This window comes from Actinoplanes sp. NPDC048967 (genome assembly GCF_040649415.1).
Lineage (GTDB): Bacteria > Actinomycetota > Actinomycetes > Mycobacteriales > Micromonosporaceae > Actinoplanes.
On sequence record NZ_JBEZFL010000001.1, the window covers coordinates 19,614 to 35,105 of the forward strand.

Annotated in this window: 13 protein-coding genes; 7 read left to right on the forward strand and 6 right to left on the reverse strand. The window is 74.0% G+C overall.

Annotated features, from left to right (window positions below; all coding sequences use genetic code 11):
* Nucleotides 1-13: 13 nt before the first annotated feature.
* Genes AB0C12_RS00090 through AB0C12_RS00100 form a run of 3 tightly spaced genes read right to left on the reverse strand, consistent with a single transcriptional unit; the run spans nt 14 to nt 2,834 of the window.
* Entirely contained in the window at nt 14-856 is an 843-nt protein-coding gene (locus tag AB0C12_RS00090; RefSeq protein WP_360542418.1) for a sugar phosphate isomerase/epimerase family protein, read from the reverse strand.
* Nucleotides 853-1,701: an SCO3242 family prenyltransferase gene (locus AB0C12_RS00095; protein ID WP_360542420.1), complete on the reverse strand. Its 849-nt coding sequence runs from the start codon at nt 1,699-1,701 to the stop codon at nt 853-855. The genes AB0C12_RS00090 and AB0C12_RS00095 overlap by 4 nt, the downstream gene beginning before the upstream one ends.
* Entirely contained in the window at nt 1,698-2,834 is a 1,137-nt protein-coding gene (locus AB0C12_RS00100) for an inositol-3-phosphate synthase (protein ID WP_360542422.1), read from the reverse strand. Before AB0C12_RS00100 ends, AB0C12_RS00095 begins: the two co-directional genes overlap by 4 nt.
* A 248-nt stretch (nt 2,835-3,082) precedes the next feature.
* On the opposite strand from AB0C12_RS00100, the gene AB0C12_RS00105 reads away from it, so the two are divergent.
* Together AB0C12_RS00105 and AB0C12_RS00110 are read left to right on the forward strand one after the other, a co-directional pair.
* A complete protein-coding gene (locus AB0C12_RS00105; protein ID WP_360542424.1) occupies nt 3,083-3,895 on the forward strand; it encodes an NAD(P)H-binding protein in 813 nt (270 codons plus the stop codon).
* A 4-nt stretch (nt 3,896-3,899) separates the two neighbouring features.
* Nucleotides 3,900-4,823, forward strand: coding sequence for an AraC family transcriptional regulator (locus AB0C12_RS00110; RefSeq protein ID WP_360542426.1), 924 nt, complete (start codon nt 3,900-3,902; stop codon nt 4,821-4,823).
* Nucleotides 4,824-4,826: 3 nt separating this feature from the next.
* Here the strand turns inward: AB0C12_RS00110 and AB0C12_RS00115 are convergent, their stop codons facing one another.
* A complete protein-coding gene (locus AB0C12_RS00115) occupies nt 4,827-6,119 on the reverse strand; it encodes a serine/threonine-protein kinase (protein WP_360542428.1) in 1,293 nt (430 codons plus the stop codon).
* A gap of 88 nt (nt 6,120-6,207) precedes the next feature.
* On the opposite strand from AB0C12_RS00115, the gene AB0C12_RS00120 reads away from it, so the two are divergent.
* Entirely contained in the window at nt 6,208-7,716 is a 1,509-nt protein-coding gene (locus AB0C12_RS00120) for a diguanylate cyclase (RefSeq protein ID WP_360542430.1), read from the forward strand.
* A 3-nt stretch (nt 7,717-7,719) separates the two neighbouring features.
* Here AB0C12_RS00120 and AB0C12_RS00125 read toward each other — a convergent pair whose 3' ends face one another.
* Nucleotides 7,720-9,213, reverse strand: a complete 1,494-nt coding sequence (locus tag AB0C12_RS00125) for a hypothetical protein (RefSeq protein WP_360542432.1) — start codon at nt 9,211-9,213, stop codon at nt 7,720-7,722.
* A gap of 10 nt (nt 9,214-9,223) precedes the next feature.
* Nucleotides 9,224-9,466, reverse strand: coding sequence for a hypothetical protein (locus AB0C12_RS00130; RefSeq protein ID WP_360542434.1), 243 nt, complete (start codon nt 9,464-9,466; stop codon nt 9,224-9,226).
* 275 nt (nt 9,467-9,741) lie between these two features.
* Between AB0C12_RS00130 and AB0C12_RS00135 the strand changes: the two genes are divergently transcribed.
* Genes AB0C12_RS00135 through AB0C12_RS00150 form a run of 4 tightly spaced genes read left to right on the forward strand, consistent with a single transcriptional unit; the run spans nt 9,742 to nt 15,467 of the window.
* Nucleotides 9,742-11,064 (forward strand): glycosyltransferase family 2 protein, encoded by a 1,323-nt coding sequence (locus tag AB0C12_RS00135; RefSeq protein WP_360542436.1) that lies wholly within the window; start codon nt 9,742-9,744, stop codon nt 11,062-11,064.
* Complete coding sequence (locus tag AB0C12_RS00140; RefSeq protein WP_360542438.1) at nt 11,061-12,920, forward strand: right-handed parallel beta-helix repeat-containing protein; 1,860 nt, start codon at nt 11,061-11,063, stop codon at nt 12,918-12,920. Before AB0C12_RS00135 ends, AB0C12_RS00140 begins: the two co-directional genes overlap by 4 nt.
* Nucleotides 12,917-14,104, forward strand: coding sequence for a right-handed parallel beta-helix repeat-containing protein (locus AB0C12_RS00145; RefSeq protein WP_360542440.1), 1,188 nt, complete (start codon nt 12,917-12,919; stop codon nt 14,102-14,104). The genes AB0C12_RS00140 and AB0C12_RS00145 overlap by 4 nt, the downstream gene beginning before the upstream one ends.
* A 25-nt stretch (nt 14,105-14,129) precedes the next feature.
* Nucleotides 14,130-15,467: a UDP-glucose/GDP-mannose dehydrogenase family protein gene (locus AB0C12_RS00150; RefSeq protein ID WP_360542442.1), complete on the forward strand. Its 1,338-nt coding sequence runs from the start codon at nt 14,130-14,132 to the stop codon at nt 15,465-15,467.
* Nucleotides 15,468-15,492 lie beyond the last annotated feature (25 nt).

The following is a 15,492-nucleotide window of genomic DNA, read 5'->3' on the forward strand; positions in this document are numbered from 1 at the left end:
TCGGTGCAGGCGGTCATCGCGCCTCCTCGTCGGCCGCTCGCAGGAAGGCCAGGGACTCGCGCGCGACGGCCGGAGCGGCGTGCGAGTGCCGAGGCAGTTCGACGGCGACCAGACCTCGGTAACCGCTCTCACGAAGGGCCCGCAGCACCGGCGGGAAGTCGATCTCGCCGGTGCCGAACTCGAGGTGCTCGTGCACGCCCCGGACCATGTCGTCGATCTGCACGTTGACCAGGTGCCCGGCGACCGCGGTCACGCAGTCGGGCACCGGGTCGGGCTCCAGGCACCGGCAGTGTCCGATGTCGAGGGTGAGGCCGAACATCGCCGGGGCCCCGAGCTCGGCGTGCAGCCGCCGCCAGTCCGCGATGTCGGCCACCAGCATGCCCGGCTCGGGCTCGAAACCGAGCGGCACGGATGCCGCGGTCGCTGCCTCGGTGACCTCGGCGCAGCCGTCGACCAGCCGGTGCCAGGCGGTGCGCTCGTCGACGTCGTCCGGGCGTACGCCGGCCCAGAACGAGACGGCCTCGGCCCCCAGGTCCGCGCCCACCGCGACCGCCCGCCGCAGGAAGTCGAGCCGCAGCTTGCGATCGTCGTGCAGCAGCGTGGGCGCGTGTTTGCGCCAGGGGTCGAGCAGATAGCGGGCGCCGGTCTCGATGACGACCGCGAGGCCCAGGTCGCGGAGCTGGTCGGCGGTCCGGGTCACCCGGGCGGCCAGGCCGGGCGCGAACGGGTCGAGGTGGTCGTGGTCGAGCGTCAGCGCCACCCCGGTGTAGCCGAGCCCGGCGATCACGGTGAGCGCGTCGGCCAGGCGGTGGTTGGCGAACCCGTTCGTGCCGTAGCCGAACCGCAGCCCGGTCATGTGGGTGAGACCTTGCGGGCGAGCAGCCGGGCGAGCGGCGCGGCGGCGGCGAGCGCGAGGCCGGTCCAGCCGCGGCCGGCCCGGGCGGTGAGGGCGCCCTGCAACGACGGCAGCGCGGTGATGCCCGCGCCGACCGCCGCGCGCACGGTGGCAGCGCCGGGTTCAGTGAACAGGCGGGCCTGGGCGCGCCCGTAGCTGGTCACGTATTCGCCCGCGAGCAGGCCGGTCGCCGCGGTGCCGCGGGACGCGACGGCCGCCGCCAGAGCCACGGTGGCTCCCAGTGTCGTGGCGGGCAGAGTGGAGCTGTCGCTGCCCGAGACCTCGCGGCGGGACAGCTCGGTCACCGTGTACGTGTGGGCGGCGACGGCCAGGGCGGCCGGCAGGGCCCGTACCGGATCGCCGGGGGTCGCGCCGAGCAGGACGTCGAGGGCGCGGCAGGCGGCCATGCCCGCCGGTCCGGCCGCGGTGTTCTTGGCCCGCAGATCGTAGGCCCAGACCGCGGCGGCCAGCGGCACGGCCACCGTCAGGGTCCGCGCTCCCCCGGCCTTCGCGGCGACGGCCAGGCCGGCCGCGGTGAGCCCGGCGGCGATGCCCAGCGCCGCCGGGGCCGAGATCCGGCCGGACGGGATCGGGCGCTCGGGTCGTTCGACCGCGTCGAGGTCGCGGTCGGCCCAGTCGTTGGCGGCCATGCCGGCCCAGTAGAGGCAGACCGACGCGCCGGCCAGTCCCGCGGTGCGGGCGCTGAGCGTGCCGGCCGCGGCCGCGCCGGCCACCACATCACCCGGCACGGACAGCGCGGCCGGGGCCCGGACCAGCTCCGCGAGGGTACGCAGCGGCGCCTTCATCGCGTCAGCCCCGCGGCGAACGCCGCGAGCGTGGCCCACTGCTCGGCCAGCGCGGACGGCCCGGCGCCCAGCGGGTCCTTGAAGAAGAAGCCCAGCTCGCTCAGCGGCCCGGCCCGCCCGGCCCGGTGCGCGGCGGCGGTCATCCGGGCCAGGTCCAGCACCAGCGGGGCGGCCAGCGCGGAGTCGCAGCCGTGCCAGGTGAACTCCATCCGCATGCCGGTGCCCAGGAAGCCCTCGAAGGTGACCAGGTCCCAGGCCGTCTTGAAGTCGCCGATCTCGGCCACGTAGTCGATGCGGCTGGTGCCCTCGGGCTGGTAGCCCAGGGCGTCGCCCAGCACCCGCTGCTTGCTCGCCACCTTGGCGGCGTTGGCGGCGGGGTCGGCCAGGTTCGCGCCGTCGCCGCCGCCCAGCAGGTTGATCCCCGACCAGCTGCGCACCCGCAGGTTGCGCAGCGCGAACATCGGCGCCAGCACTGACTTGACCAGCGTCTCGCCGGTCTTGCCGTCGTTGCCCGCGTACGGCACGCCCGCGCTCTCGGCCAGCTCGGCCAGCGCGGGCAGACGCGCGCCGGTGGACGGGGTGAAGTCGATGAAGGCGCAACCGGCGGTGAAGGCGGCGTACGCGGCCAGCGCGCTGGGCGGCAGGACCGGGTCGGGCCCGTCCAGCGCCCCGGTCAGCGCGGTGAGCGAGGTGTGCGCGGGGTGCGGCTCCGGCAGCGGCTCGGTGGTCGACACGTTGATGACCACGATCTGCGCCAGCTCGTGCCGGGCCCGGAACTGGCGCAGGTCGGCGGCGATCCGCTCGGCGGTGCCGGCCTGGGTCGGCGCGGCGGGCAGCGGCCGCAGGTCACTCTCGATCGCGGTCAGCTCGTCGGCCAGAGCAGCGACCAGCCGGCCGGGCACGACACCGGCGGCGGCCAGCGCGTCGGCCTTCTTCAGCACCGGCGTGGTGACGATGTCGTGGCCGCCGAAGACCAGCTCACCCCAGCCGGGCAGGGCCGCGCTGCGCAGCTGTGGCAGCTCGGTGACGCAGCCGGTGGGCTCGACCAGGCGGGCCCGCAGGGCGGTGGCGCCGACCATGGCGGTCACGGCGACCGAGCCGCGTGCGCCGATCAACCAGATTCCCGTGCGCATACGGCATCCCTTCCGATCGCAGGCAGAGACGTACTTCCGCTAACACCATGTGTCTTCCGTGTTACGTGAGGCGACGCTAGCCCAGGGCGCGGGACAAAGGAAAGGCTCGATATGAAGAAAGTTCTCCATGTGCGATCAAAACTTTTCCGTGCCCCGTACGAAAGTCGATCGGCGGTTGTGGACGCTCGCGTATGGACGGGCGACTCCGGACCATGGCCCGTCCCGGTGCGTGGCGGTTGACTCGGGGCATGACAACTCTGGTGCTCGGCGGCACGGGCAAGACCGGCCGGCGGATCGCGTCCCTGCTCACCCGGCAGGGCCGGCCCGTACGGCTCGGCTCGCGCTCGGCCCGGCCCCCGTTCGACTGGGACCGGCCGCAGACCTGGGACGCCGCCCTCGACGGCGTCCACGCGGCCTACCTCAGCTTCTATCCCGACCTCGCGCTGCCCGGTGCGGCGGAGACGGTCGCCGCCCTGGTGGACCGGGCGGCAGCCCGCGGCGTACGCCGGCTGGTCCTGCTCTCCGGGCGGGGTGAACCGCAGGCGCTCCTCAGTGAGGACACCGTACGCCGTTCGGGTCTGGAGTGGACAGTCGTGCGCTCCAGCTGGTTCAACCAGAACTTCAGCGAGGGCTTCCTGCTCGACGCCGTGCTCTCCGGCGAGCTGGCGCTGCCCGTGGGCGACGCCGCGGAGCCGTTCACCGACGCGGACGACATCGCCGAGGTGGCGGTGGCCGCGCTCACCGACGCGCGGCACGCCGGGCAGACCTATGAGCTGACCGGCCCCCGCCTGCTCACCTTCGCCGACGCGGCCGCCGAGATCGCCAAGGCCACCGGCCGGCCGCTGGGCTTCGTGGCGTTGCGGCCCGAGGAGTTCACCGCGGTGCTGCGCGAGCACGGCCTGCCCGAGGATCTCGGCGAGCTGTTCCACATGATCACCGACGGTCGCAACGCCGGCCTCGCCGACGGGGTGCAACGCGCGCTGGGCCGCCCGCCACGGGACTTCGCCGACTACGCGCGGGCCACGGCGGCCACCGGCGTCTGGGACGTGGCGCTACGGTGACCGGGTGGACACCTTGACCGGGCTGCTGGACGGGCCGCGGGCGCGGGGGGCGTTCCTGCTGCGGTCGCTGCTCGCACCGCCGTACGCACTGCGGATCGAGGACGAGGCGCCGCTGACCGTGATGACGCTGGTGCGGGGGTCGGCCTGGGTGCTGCCCGACGACGGGGCGCCGGTGCTGCTGCACCCGTACGACGTGGCGCTGGTCCGCGGGCCGGGCCACTACACCGTCGCCGACGATCCGGGCACGCCGTGGCAGACGCTGATCGGTCCCGGACAGACGTGCACCACGCTGGCCGGCCCCGACCGGACCGCCACGGTCGACGCCGGCGGCCGGACCTGGGGCGACGGACCGGACGGCAGCACTCTGCTGCTGACCGGGACCTACCAGTTGCGCACCGAGGTGAGCCGGCGGCTGCTCGACGCGTTGCCGCCGCTGCTGGTGCGCCCGGGCGCGGCCGGACCGGTGGAGCTGCTCGCCGCCGAGATCTCCCGCCCGGAGCCCGGCCAGGAGCTGGTTCTGGACCGCATCCTGGACCTGCTGCTGGTGGCGGTGGTGCGGGGCTGGCTGGCCGCGCCGGAGTCCGGGGCACCGGCCTGGTACCGGGCCCGGAACGACACCGTGGTCGGACCGGTCCTGCGGCTGCTGCACGAGGAACCGGCCGAGGCGTGGACGGTGGCGACCCTGGCCCAGCGGTGCGGGGTCTCGCGTTCGGCGCTGGCCCGGCGCTTCACCGAGCTGGTCGGCGAACCACCGATGAGCTACCTGACCACCTGGCGGCTGACGCTGGCGGCGGACCTGCTGCGCGAGCCGGAGTCGACGATCGGGGCGGTGGCCCGCCGGGTCGGCTACGGCAGCGCGTTCGCCCTGAGCGCGGCGTTCAAACGCGAGCGTGGCATGAGCCCGCAGGAGTACCGGCGGCTGGCCTGAGGGTCAGCCCTTGCCCTTGCCGCCGGACTTCGCCTTCACCTTTTCCGGGCCCTTGGGCCCGGAGGGCCCGTGCTTGGCGTCGTCCTTGGGCCCGCCCTTGGGCTTGGACGCCTGCTTGGGTCCGGGCGCCAGCTTGGGCTCGGGCGCCTGCTTGGGCCTGGCCTTGGTGGCCACCACCGGCCTGGTCACCGTCGTCCGGCGGCCGGTCGGGCGGTCGGTCGTCGTCCCGGACGGCTTCGGCGCCGGCGTGGCACTCGACGACGCCGGGGCGGACGCGGACGGCACCGTCGAGGCCTCGGCCTCGGCCGACCGGGGCGTGCCCGAGGGCCACCAGGTGTACGACGACATCATCGCCACCGCCGCAACCCCCGCGGCGATCAGCAGCCCCGGGCGGCGGGGCCGGCGGGGACGGCGGGGAGCCGGCACCGTCAGGGCGACGGTCGGCGCGCCGGCCTGGACGGCGACGGTCGGCAGGGCCAGCGGCTCCGGAACGGGCTGGCCCACGGCCGCACCGAGGATCCGGGCCGCCTCCGCCGCGCTCGGCCGGTCCCCCGGACGCTTGGCCAGGCAGCGCCGCACCAGCTCGGCCACCCGGGACGGCAGCCCGGCGATGCGGGGCAGCGGCGCCGGGTCGACGTAGAGGTGGTTCCCGACCATCTGGGTCACCGTCGAACCGGTCCACGGCAGCCGGCCGGCCAGCGCGCGGTAGAGCAGCAGGCCGAGCGCGTACACGTCGGTGGCGACCCGGACCGGGCCGCCGTCGAGGCGTTCCGGGGCCAGGTAGGCCGGGGTGCCCAGCACCTCGCCGTCGGTCTCGTCGACCGCGCCGGCGGCGGCCGAGATGCCGAAGTCGACCAGCTTCACGCCGTCCGGGGTGACCATCACGTTGCCGGGCTTCACGTCGCGGTGCACCACCCCGCGGGCATGCGCGGCGGCGAGCGCGGCGGCGACCTGCGCACCGATCCGGGTGGCGGCGGCCCACGGCAGGGCCCGGTCCTTGAGCAGGTCGTCCAGCGTCGGGCCGTCGACCAGCTCCATCACCACGTACGGGCGGGCCTGGCCGGCGCCGTCGGTGGCCTCGCCGTAGTCGTAGACCTCGACGATGTTCGGGTGCCGCAGGCCGGCGGCGGCGCGCGCCTCGAGCCGGATACGGGCCGGGCGTTGCGAGTCGGCGGGCGCGCCGGGGGCGAGCACCTTGACCGCCACGTCCCGGGCGAGCACCTGGTCATGGGCGCGCCACACCTCGGACATGCCGCCGACGCCGAGCCGTTCCACCAGTCGATACCGTTCGTCCACGCGGAGGCTGTGCCCACCGCTCCGGCGGTGAAACCCGGAGGCCGGGTTCGCACCCCGAGCGAGACCTGTGAGCATTACATTGCGTTTTGTGAGCATCGAGGTCGCGGAGCTGGAGCTGCGACCGGTCACCGACTTCCGGGCCACGGCGGCCGCGGCGGCGCCGCTGGAGCGTGACGGTGACGAACGCACGGTGATGCGGGCCCGGCTGATCCGGGCCGACGCGACGCTGCGCGAGGGCCGTACGGCCGAGGGCGGCACCCTCGCCCAGCAGGTCAACGCCTGGGCGCTGGAGCGCGGGGACGCGTACGTGCTGGCCTGCAGCCACCGCACGCTGACCCACTTCCACTACTACATCGGCGACCTGGCCGGCGCCCTCGGACACGCCGTGCAGGCGGTCGCCCACCTCGGCGCCGGCGATCCGGTGGCCGTACGGGTCCGGCACCTGATGACCCTGGCCGTGGTGCTCGGCGAGAGCGGCTCCCCCGACGAGGCCGCCCAGCGCTACCGGGAGGCCCTCGAGCTGGCCGCCACCGCCGGCGACCACCAGCAGATGCTGATGATCCTCGGCAACCTGGCCAACCTGGCCACCCAGCAGGACGATCCCGGCACCGCGGCCCGCGCGGTCGAGCGGATGACCGAGGTCCAGGCCACCGCCGGTATCCCGCTGGACGGGCCGCAGCTCATCACGATCGCCCGGGTCCGGCTGGCCGGCGGTGACCACCGGGCGGTCGAGGAGATCCTGCGCCCGCTGACCCAGGATCCCGACTACCTGCACAGCACCAGCGCGGCGCTGCCCGAGGCGATGCTGACCCTCGGCGAGGCGCACCGGCTGGCCGGCGAGTTCAGCGCCGCCCAGGCCGATCTGGACGCCGCCCGCCGGCTCGCGCAGGAGCGCGGACTGCGGGCCACCCAGGCCGCGATGCTGGAGCAGCAGGCCGCCCTGTACGCGGCGATGGACCTGCACCGCGAGGCGTACGACGCGCACGTGGCATACCACCGGTTCTTCGCCGAACTCCAGTCCGCGCAGCGCGACGCCCAGGCCCGCACGCTGCAGGCGGTGTTCGAGGCGACCGAGGCCCGCCGGGTCGGCGAGCACTTCCGCGAGCTGGCCCACCGCGACGCGCTGACCGGCCTGCACAACCGCCGCTACGCCGACGAACGGTTGCCGGCGCTGCTCGGCGAGGCGGTGGCGGCGGGCCGCCCGCTGGCGGTGGCGATCGCCGACCTGGACCACTTCAAGCGGATCAACGACACGCTGTCGCACGACGCGGGTGACCTCGTGCTGCGCCAGGTGGGCCGGCTGCTCACCGAGGCGCTGGCCGAGCCCGCCTTCGCCGCCCGGCTCGGCGGCGAGGAGTTCCTGCTGGTGCTGCCCGGCACCGACACGGCGGCGGCGGTCCGGGTCTGCGAGCAGCTGGCCGCGCAGGTACGCGGCTACGACTGGGCGCCGGTCACCGGCCGCCTGCCGGTCACCGCCAGCATCGGCGTGACGGCCACCAGGGACGCGGGGGTCACGCCGGCGATGCTGCTGTCCCGCGCCGACCGGCACCTGTACGCGGCCAAGCACGCCGGCCGCGACCGGGTGGTCGCCGACTGATCCTCAGACCGGCCTGGGCTCGACCGCCGCCCTCGACGTCCGGACGGTGACGCCCAGCGAACCGGTGTCCAGCCGGCCGTCCGGATGCAGAGTGAGCTGCACCGCCTCGGTCCTGGCCCGGCCCAGCACGACGACAGCCCACGGCCGTCCTTCCCGCGCCACCAGCTCCCGCACCCGGTCGGCGTCCCGCCCCGCCGGTACGGCCCCGAGCAGCAGCACGGAGAGCCACCCGTCGTCCGGCGCCGCCTCGCCGGTGGCCTGCGCGACGGCGTCGTCGAGGGCGGGCACCGACAGCACCGGGCCCGCGTCGCGTACCTCGGGCCGCAGGCCGCCGGCCACCACCCGGACGCCGGACGACCAGGGACTGCCGGTCAACTCGGCCGCCCAGGCCCCGAGCAGCGCCCGGGTCGCCGGCGCGTCACCCCGCAGGCTCACCGGCCCCGCGACCCGGCCCAGGTCCAGCAGCTCGCGCGTCCCGTCCTGGACGCCGAGCGTCACCAGCCGCGGGCACAACGCGGCGAGCTGCTGGTCGGCCGGCAGAGCCTGCAAGGCGCGCAGCGCGGCCACCCACAGCGTGCCGTCCTCGCGCGCCTCCCAGGGCTCGCACGGAGCCGGGTCGGCCTCGGCGAGCCGCAGACCGATCCAGCTCTCGCCGACGCTGACCCGCAGGACGGGCGGCGCCGGCCGGCCCGCCGCGGCGGCGGAGGTGGCCAGCACCCGCAGGGCCCGGTCGATGGTCCAGGAGGCGGCCGCGTCGAAGGGCTCCTCGCCGGTGCGCTGGCGTGGCACCACGACGCCGGAGGCGGGCGGCGCAGTCCGTCGGCGGCGGGCCAGCAGGACCGCGAGGGCGGCACCGGCCACGACCAGGAGCAGCCCGGCGATGAGCAGGATCGGCGACAACCCGGACTGCTGCGGGGTGGTGGCCGCCCGCACCGCGGGCGCGGAGGCGGCGGGGGCGCTGGGCGCCACGGCCGGCAACGGGCCCGTCTCCAGCCCGGGTCCCTCGGCGTCGGCGGGCATGCGCAGCACCCAGCCGGACTCGATCTCGTCCGGGACGGTCAGGCGGTTGCCGTCGGCCTGCAGCCGGCCGCGGTTGAGCTCGAAGATCTCGTCCAGGCGGTCGCCGTCACCGAGAAAGCGCTCGGCGATCTCGTAGAGGTACTCGTTCTCACCGTCGTAGCTGGGCCGGACGCGGTACCACGTCACCGGCTCGGCGGCCCCGGGCGCCACCGGCGAGCCGGACGGGGCGGGCGCCTGCTCACCGAGCCGGGTCAGCGCCTGCTCACCGAGCCGGGTCAGCGCCTGCTCGCCGCGCCGGTCAAGCACCGCCGCGCCGGGCCGGTCAAGCGGCGATACGGCCGGCGCGTCGGGCGCCGCCGCGCGGGGCCGGTTGAGCGCCTGCGCGGCGGGAGAGGCCGTCGCGGCCGGGCCGGCCGCCGTCAGGTGCGGACCGGTGAGGGCGAGAGTCAGCGCCAGGAGCACGGCCCGCGAAAGCATGCCGGTCACCCTACATTTCATCGATGCCGGCAAGACTCTGACCGTCCCGGCGACCAGCCACCGGACCGGGTCGCCCGGAAAGGCTGACCGTTCGGCCGACGACCGACAAATAGGTAAATGACAGGATATTCCCGAACGACTCATCCCGAGTCGTGGGCGAGGTGAAGATCCGCCGGGCGAGTTGGTCGCCCATGTCCGGCGGGGAGCCAGCGGCGAAACCGACGTCCTTGGTTCTTCCAAGGAGATCGCTCATGAGCAACGCAGCCCGCACCACGCGCCGACGGCCTCCCTGCCCGGCGCCCGCACCACCACTCCCGCACAGCCGGTCGCGCCGGTAGCAGCTCTCCGTACCCCCGGAGTTCCTGACCTACCTGTCGCCCGTGGCAACGCCGCCACCGGCCCGCTCCCTGCTCCCACCGCGAACCCCCGGTGGATCCCGCGCGCCCGAGTTCCCCCTCGCGGCGCCGCCCGAGCAGGTGAGACCCCTCCGCATCCACATGCGCTGTACGGCTCAAGGGAGTAACACCCATGTCTCACTTCGTCGACGTGATCTGGTCCTGGATCGTCGAGGCGGCGGGCTCGACGTCGTGGCGCGACGTCATGCCGCTGGGCCTCGCCGGGATCTTCGTCTGGCTTCTCTGGCTCTACCGGGCCGTGCTGTCCCGCTTCGCCCGGCCCGTCGTCAACGACTTCCGCACCACCGTCTCCGTGGTCGTCCCGGCCTACCGCGAGGACCCCGAGATCCTGCTCGAGTGCCTGGACAGCTGGCTGTCGCAGGACCCGTACGAGGTCATCATCGTCCCCGACGTCGAGGACACCGAGGTGCTCGCCCGCCTGGCCGCCGTCACCGACCCGCGGCTGCGGGTGATCCCGTTCGTGCACCGCGGCAAGCGTTCGGCGCTCGGCGTCGGTATCCGGGCGGCCACCGGGGAGCTGGTCGTGCTGGCCGACTCCGACACCCGCTGGGAGCCCGGACTGCTCGCGGCCGTGCAGATGCCCTTCGTGGACCCGGCTGTCGGCGGGGTGGGCACGCAGCAGAACGTCTACCAGCGCACCACCAGCATCTGGCGGCGGATCGCCGACTGGCTCGTCAACCTGCGCTACTACGACTACGTGCCGGCGATGGGCCGGGCCGGGGCGGTGGCCTGCCTGTCCGGGCGTACCGCGGCCTACCGCCGCTCGGCCATCGCGCCGGTGCTGACCCACCTGGAGGACGAGTTCTTCCTCGGCCGGCGCTGCGTCGCCGGCGACGACGGGCGGCTCACCTGGCTGGTCCTGGCCTCGGGCTACAAGACCGTGCACCAGTCGTCGGCCCGGGCGATCTCGATGTTCCCGGCCTCGTTCTCGGCCTTCGTCAAGCAGCGGGTCCGGTGGAGCCGCAACTCCTACCGCACGTACCTGACGGCGCTGTGGAAGGGCTGGCTCTGGAAGCAGCCGATGGTCACCAAGATCACCGTGCTGCAGATCCTGCTCACCCCGGTGACCATGGGCATGGCGCTGGCGTACCTGATCTTCAGCCGCCTGGAGCTGACGCTGCACTCGCTCGGGCTCGCGCTGATCTGGCTGCTGCTGGGCCGCGGCGTGCGGGGCTACTCGCACCTGCGCCGGCACCCGCAGGAGATCCTGCTGCTGCCGGTGACCGCGCTGGTGGTCATCTTCATCGCGCTGCCGATCAAGCTCTACGCCTTCGTGACCATGAACAAGCAGGGCTGGCTGACCCGTACGGCGGACAGCGTCGGCGGCGAGGGCCAGGGCTCGGCCACTCTGACCGCCACCCGTACCACCGCGCCGACCGAGGAGACGACCGAGGAGCCCGTCGCCGTGCTCGCCGGACAGGGGGTCTCCGCATGAAGCCGACCCGTACCGGGCTCACCGGCCTGGCCGCCGTCCTGCTCGGCACCGCCTCCCTCGCCCTGGCCGCCCCGGCCGCCGCGGACCCGCAGGGCGCGATGGACGCCGGCACCACCGCCGAGTCCGCCGAGCAGCAGGCCGCCCTGGTCGCCGGCGAGGACCGGCGGCTGACCCAGGTACGCGCCGTCACCGCCGTGGCGCCCACCCGGGGCATCGGCTGGGCCAAGCCGTACCGGCTGGACACCGGTGACGGGTACACCCTGGTGCTGACCCAGCAGCGGGAGCCGTACACGGTCACCGATCTGCTCAAGCTCGCGCCGCAGACCTTCGTGCGGCAGGCCGACGGCAGCTACCTGCTGACCGAGAACATCTACCTGAACTCGGGGGCGAAGCTGCGGCTGAGCAACCCCGGCGGCCTGACCCTGCGGATGGCCAGCACCACCAACGGTTTCGTGTCCATCGTGTCCTTCGGCGGCGGCCTCACCGTCGAGGGCACCCCGCAGGCGCCCACGAAGATCACCAGCTGGGACGTCCGGACCGGGCTGCCGGACACCCGGGTCGACGACGGCCGGGCCTACATCCGGGCCATCGGCGGGCAGTTCGCCATGTCGTACGCCCAGGTCTCGGATCTGGGGTTCTGGAGCGGGCGCACCGCGGGCGTCAGCCTGACCGGCACCGACCGGCCGAACACCGGCGATGTGGACGGTCCGACCCACCTCACCAAGACCCAGCGCCACGAGGCCAAGGCCGAGCGGCTCGCCACGGACGCGGCGGCGGACGCCGCACCGGGTGCCGGTGACGTCTTCGCCCAGCCCAGCGGCAACCTGGCCGCGCCCGACACCCGCTTCGACGTGCCCGGCCTGTCCTACGTCTCCGGCAAGATCGACCACGCCAGCATCAGCGGCAACGCGTTCGGGCTGTTCGTCTCCAGCGCCAACGGCATCACCATCAGCGACACGACGATCGCCCGGAGTCTGCAGGACGGCCTGGTGCTGCACCGCTTCGCCTCCAGCGCGGACATCCAGCGGGTGGTCTCGATCGACAACGGCGGCGACGGCATCGTGCTCTCCCGGGCGGCTCAGCAGGTCCGGGTCAGCGCGAGCACCGCCCAGGGCAACGGTGGCAACGGCTTCACCGTCAACGGCCTGCCGCTGGCCACCGGCGCGTCGGCCTCCGGCGAGTTCGTGGGCAGCTACGGCAACAACTCGGTGACCAACAGCGTGGCCCGTTACAACGCGCACTACGGCATCGAGGTCATCGGCGGGCTGAACATAGCCGTGCAGAACAACACGGTGGTGGGCAGTGACATGGGCATCGTGGCCCGCGAGGGTGCCGACAGCGTGGCCATCAACGGCAACCAGGTCAGCGACCAGCGGCGCCAGGGCATCGCGGTCCGCGACGGCGTGACGAACGCGCTGATCACCGGCAACGTGGTCAGCGACGCCGACAACGGCATCTACGTGCGCAGCTCGGTCGCCGAGGTCCGCGGCAACACCGTCGAGGGGGCCACCAACCACGGCATCGCCCTGGTCGACGCCACCGGCGGCTCGAAGGTCAGCTACAACGTGGTCGCCGGGGTGGGACCCAGCGCGCTGGACCACTCCCGGGCCCGCGGTGACGTCGACATCGACCAGAACACGATCTCGGCCTGGCACGACACCAGCTCGTTCTGGGTCCGGTTCCGGCACTACGCCAGCCCGATGACGATGCTGTGGGTGGCCATCGTGCTGCTGATCATCGGCTCGGCGGTGCTCGGAGTACGCCGGCGCCGGCCGGGCATCCACCACCCGTACGCGAACACCGTGCCGCTCCGGGCACCGGCCCCGGCCGAGGAACTCGTCGGGAGCGCGGCGTGACCCAGCCGGACAACGGATTCGACTGGCCCCGGCTGCGGCAGCGCCTCGCGGCTCTGCCGGGCGGACCGGGCCTCTGGCTCGGCGGCGCGGCTCTGCTCATCGCGGTGATCGCCCTGGTGATCTCACTGACCGCCAGTTCTGCCCCGGCCCCGGTCGCCGGCGCGACCGGACCGGTCGGGCCGACGATCCCGGCCGGCGAGACGATCACCACCGCTCCGGTGGGCACCCTCCCGGCCGAGCCGGGCACCGGGCCCGCCCCCGGCCCGGTGCCCACCGAACCGGTGGCGACGACCACGTCGCTCACCTGCCCGGCCGCCACGGTGACGGTCGCCGACGCGGCCGGCCTGTCGGCCGCGCTGGAGCAGGCCGGGCCCGGCACCAGCATCGCCCTGGCCGACGGCGTCTACCCGGGGACCTTCACCGCGGCGGCCAAGGGAACGGCGGACCGGCCGATCTTCCTCTGCGGCGGCGCGGGCGCGGTCATCGACGGCGGCGGCGTCAAGAAGGGCTACGGCCTGCACCTCGACGGCGCGGACCACTGGCGGATCGCCGGGTTCACCGTCCGCAACGCCCAGAAGGGCGTCATGGGCGACGGCGTCAACCACAGCGTGATCAGCGGGCTGACCGTCACCGCGATCGGCGACGAGGCCATCCACCTGCGCAAGTTCAGTTCCGACAACGTGGTCGAGAACAACGTCATCAGCGACACCGGCAACCGGCGCGAAAAGTTCGGCGAGGGCGTCTACATCGGTTCCGCCAACTCGAACTGGTCCGCCATCACCGGCGGCGCGCCTGACACCAGCGACCGCAACGTCGTCCGCGGCAACACCATCTCCGGCACCACCGCGGAGGCCGTGGACATCAAGGAGGGCACCACCGGCGGCACCGTCACCGGCAACACCTTCGACGGCAGTGCCGTCACCGGCGCCGACTCGTGGGTCGACGTCAAGGGCAACAACTGGACCATCAGCGGCAACACCGGGCAGCGCAGCCCGGCGGACGGCTTCCAGACCCACCAGGTGTACGACGGCTGGGGCCGCGGCAACACCTTCACCGGCAACATCGCCCGGGTCGACGGACCCGGTTACGGCTTCCACCTCGCCCCCGTCGAGGACAACCGCGTCGCCTGCGACAACAAGGCGATCGGCGCGGCCGAGGGCCTCGCCAACGTTGCCTGCAGCTGACATCCCCCGCGCTAGGAGACTTCTGATGAACACCACCACCACCACCCGTCCCCGTCTCACCGTCATCGGCACCGGGTACCTCGGCGCCACCCACGCGATCTGCATGGCAGTGATGGGTTACGAGGTCATCGGCGTCGACGTCGACGCCAGCAAGGTCGAGCGGCTCAACTCCGGCGAGGTGCCCTTCTTCGAGCCCGGTCTGCCGGAGTTGCTGACCAAGGCCCTGGAGACCGGCCGGCTGCGCTTCACGACCTCGTTCCAGGAGGCCGGCGAGTTCGGTGACGTCCACTTCATCTGCGTCGGAACCCCGCAGCGCAAGGGCTCCGAGGCCGCGGACATGACCTACGTCGACGCCTCGGTGACCGCGCTGGCCGCCCACCTGCACCGCCGTGCCCTGGTGGTCGGCAAGTCGACGGTGCCGGTGGGCACCGCCGCCCGTCTGGCCGAGGTGCTGCGCGCCACCGCGCCGGCCGGCGACCAGGTCGAGCTGGCCTGGAACCCGGAGTTCCTGCGGGAGGGCTTCGCCGTCGACGACACCATGCAGCCCGACCGGATGGTCTTCGGTGTCACCTCGGCCTGGTCGGAGCAGCAGCTGCGCTCGGCCTTCGCGCCGGTGCTGGCCCAGGGCGTGCCGGTCAAGGTCACCGACCTGCAGACCGCCGAGCTGGTCAAGGTCGCCGCGAACTCGTTCCTGGCCACCAAGATCTCCTACATCAACGCGATGGCGGAGGTCTGCGAGGCCACCGGCGCCGACGTGCACGACCTGGCCGAGGCGCTGGCCTACGACGAGCGCATCGGCGGCAAGTTCCTGCGCCCCGGCCTGGGCTTCGGCGGCGGCTGCCTGCCCAAGGACATCCGGGCGTTCGCGCACCGGGCCGAGGAACTCGGTGTCGGTCAGGCGGTCGGCTTCCTGCGGGAGATCGACGGCATCAACGGCCGCCGCCGGGCCCGTACGGTCGACCTGGTCGTCGAGCTCTGCGGCGGCGACGTGGCCGGCAAGAAGATCGCGGCCCTGGGTGCGGCGTTCAAGCCGAACTCCGACGACATCCGCGACGCGCCCGCCCTCGACGTGGCGAGCACGCTGGCGGGCATGGGCGCGGACGTGCACGTGTTCGACCCGGCGGCGATGGAGAACGCCCGCAAGGTGCACCCGGAGCTGTCGTACGGCAGCAGCGCCCTGGACGTGGCCCGCGGCGCGGACGTGGTCGTGCTGCTCACCGAGTGGACCGAGTTCCGCGAGATCGCCCCGGAGGCCATGGCCGCGGTGGTCTCCGGCCGGCGCATCTTCGACGGCCGGCACGCCCTCGACCCGGCCGCGTGGCGCGCCGCGGGCTGGGAGTACAAGGCGCTCGGCCGTCCCTGACCGCGCAGGACGCGGGGGCCGGTCC

Coding starts and splice junctions, on each gene's coding strand:
- AB0C12_RS00090 (WP_360542418.1), bottom strand. CDS start 856: ATGACCGGGCTGCGGTTCGGCTACGGCACGAACGGGTTCGCCAACCAC.
- AB0C12_RS00095 (WP_360542420.1), bottom strand. CDS start 1,701: ATGAAGGCGCCGCTGCGTACCCTCGCGGAGCTGGTCCGGGCCCCGGCC.
- AB0C12_RS00100 (WP_360542422.1), bottom strand. CDS start 2,834: ATGCGCACGGGAATCTGGTTGATCGGCGCACGCGGCTCGGTCGCCGTG.
- AB0C12_RS00105 (WP_360542424.1), top strand. CDS start 3,083: ATGACAACTCTGGTGCTCGGCGGCACGGGCAAGACCGGCCGGCGGATC.
- AB0C12_RS00125 (WP_360542432.1), bottom strand. CDS start 9,213: ATGCTTTCGCGGGCCGTGCTCCTGGCGCTGACTCTCGCCCTCACCGGT.
- AB0C12_RS00130 (WP_360542434.1), bottom strand. CDS start 9,466: ATGAGCGATCTCCTTGGAAGAACCAAGGACGTCGGTTTCGCCGCTGGC.
- AB0C12_RS00135 (WP_360542436.1), top strand. CDS start 9,742: ATGTCTCACTTCGTCGACGTGATCTGGTCCTGGATCGTCGAGGCGGCG.
- AB0C12_RS00140 (WP_360542438.1), top strand. CDS start 11,061: ATGAAGCCGACCCGTACCGGGCTCACCGGCCTGGCCGCCGTCCTGCTC.
- AB0C12_RS00150 (WP_360542442.1), top strand. CDS start 14,130: ATGAACACCACCACCACCACCCGTCCCCGTCTCACCGTCATCGGCACC.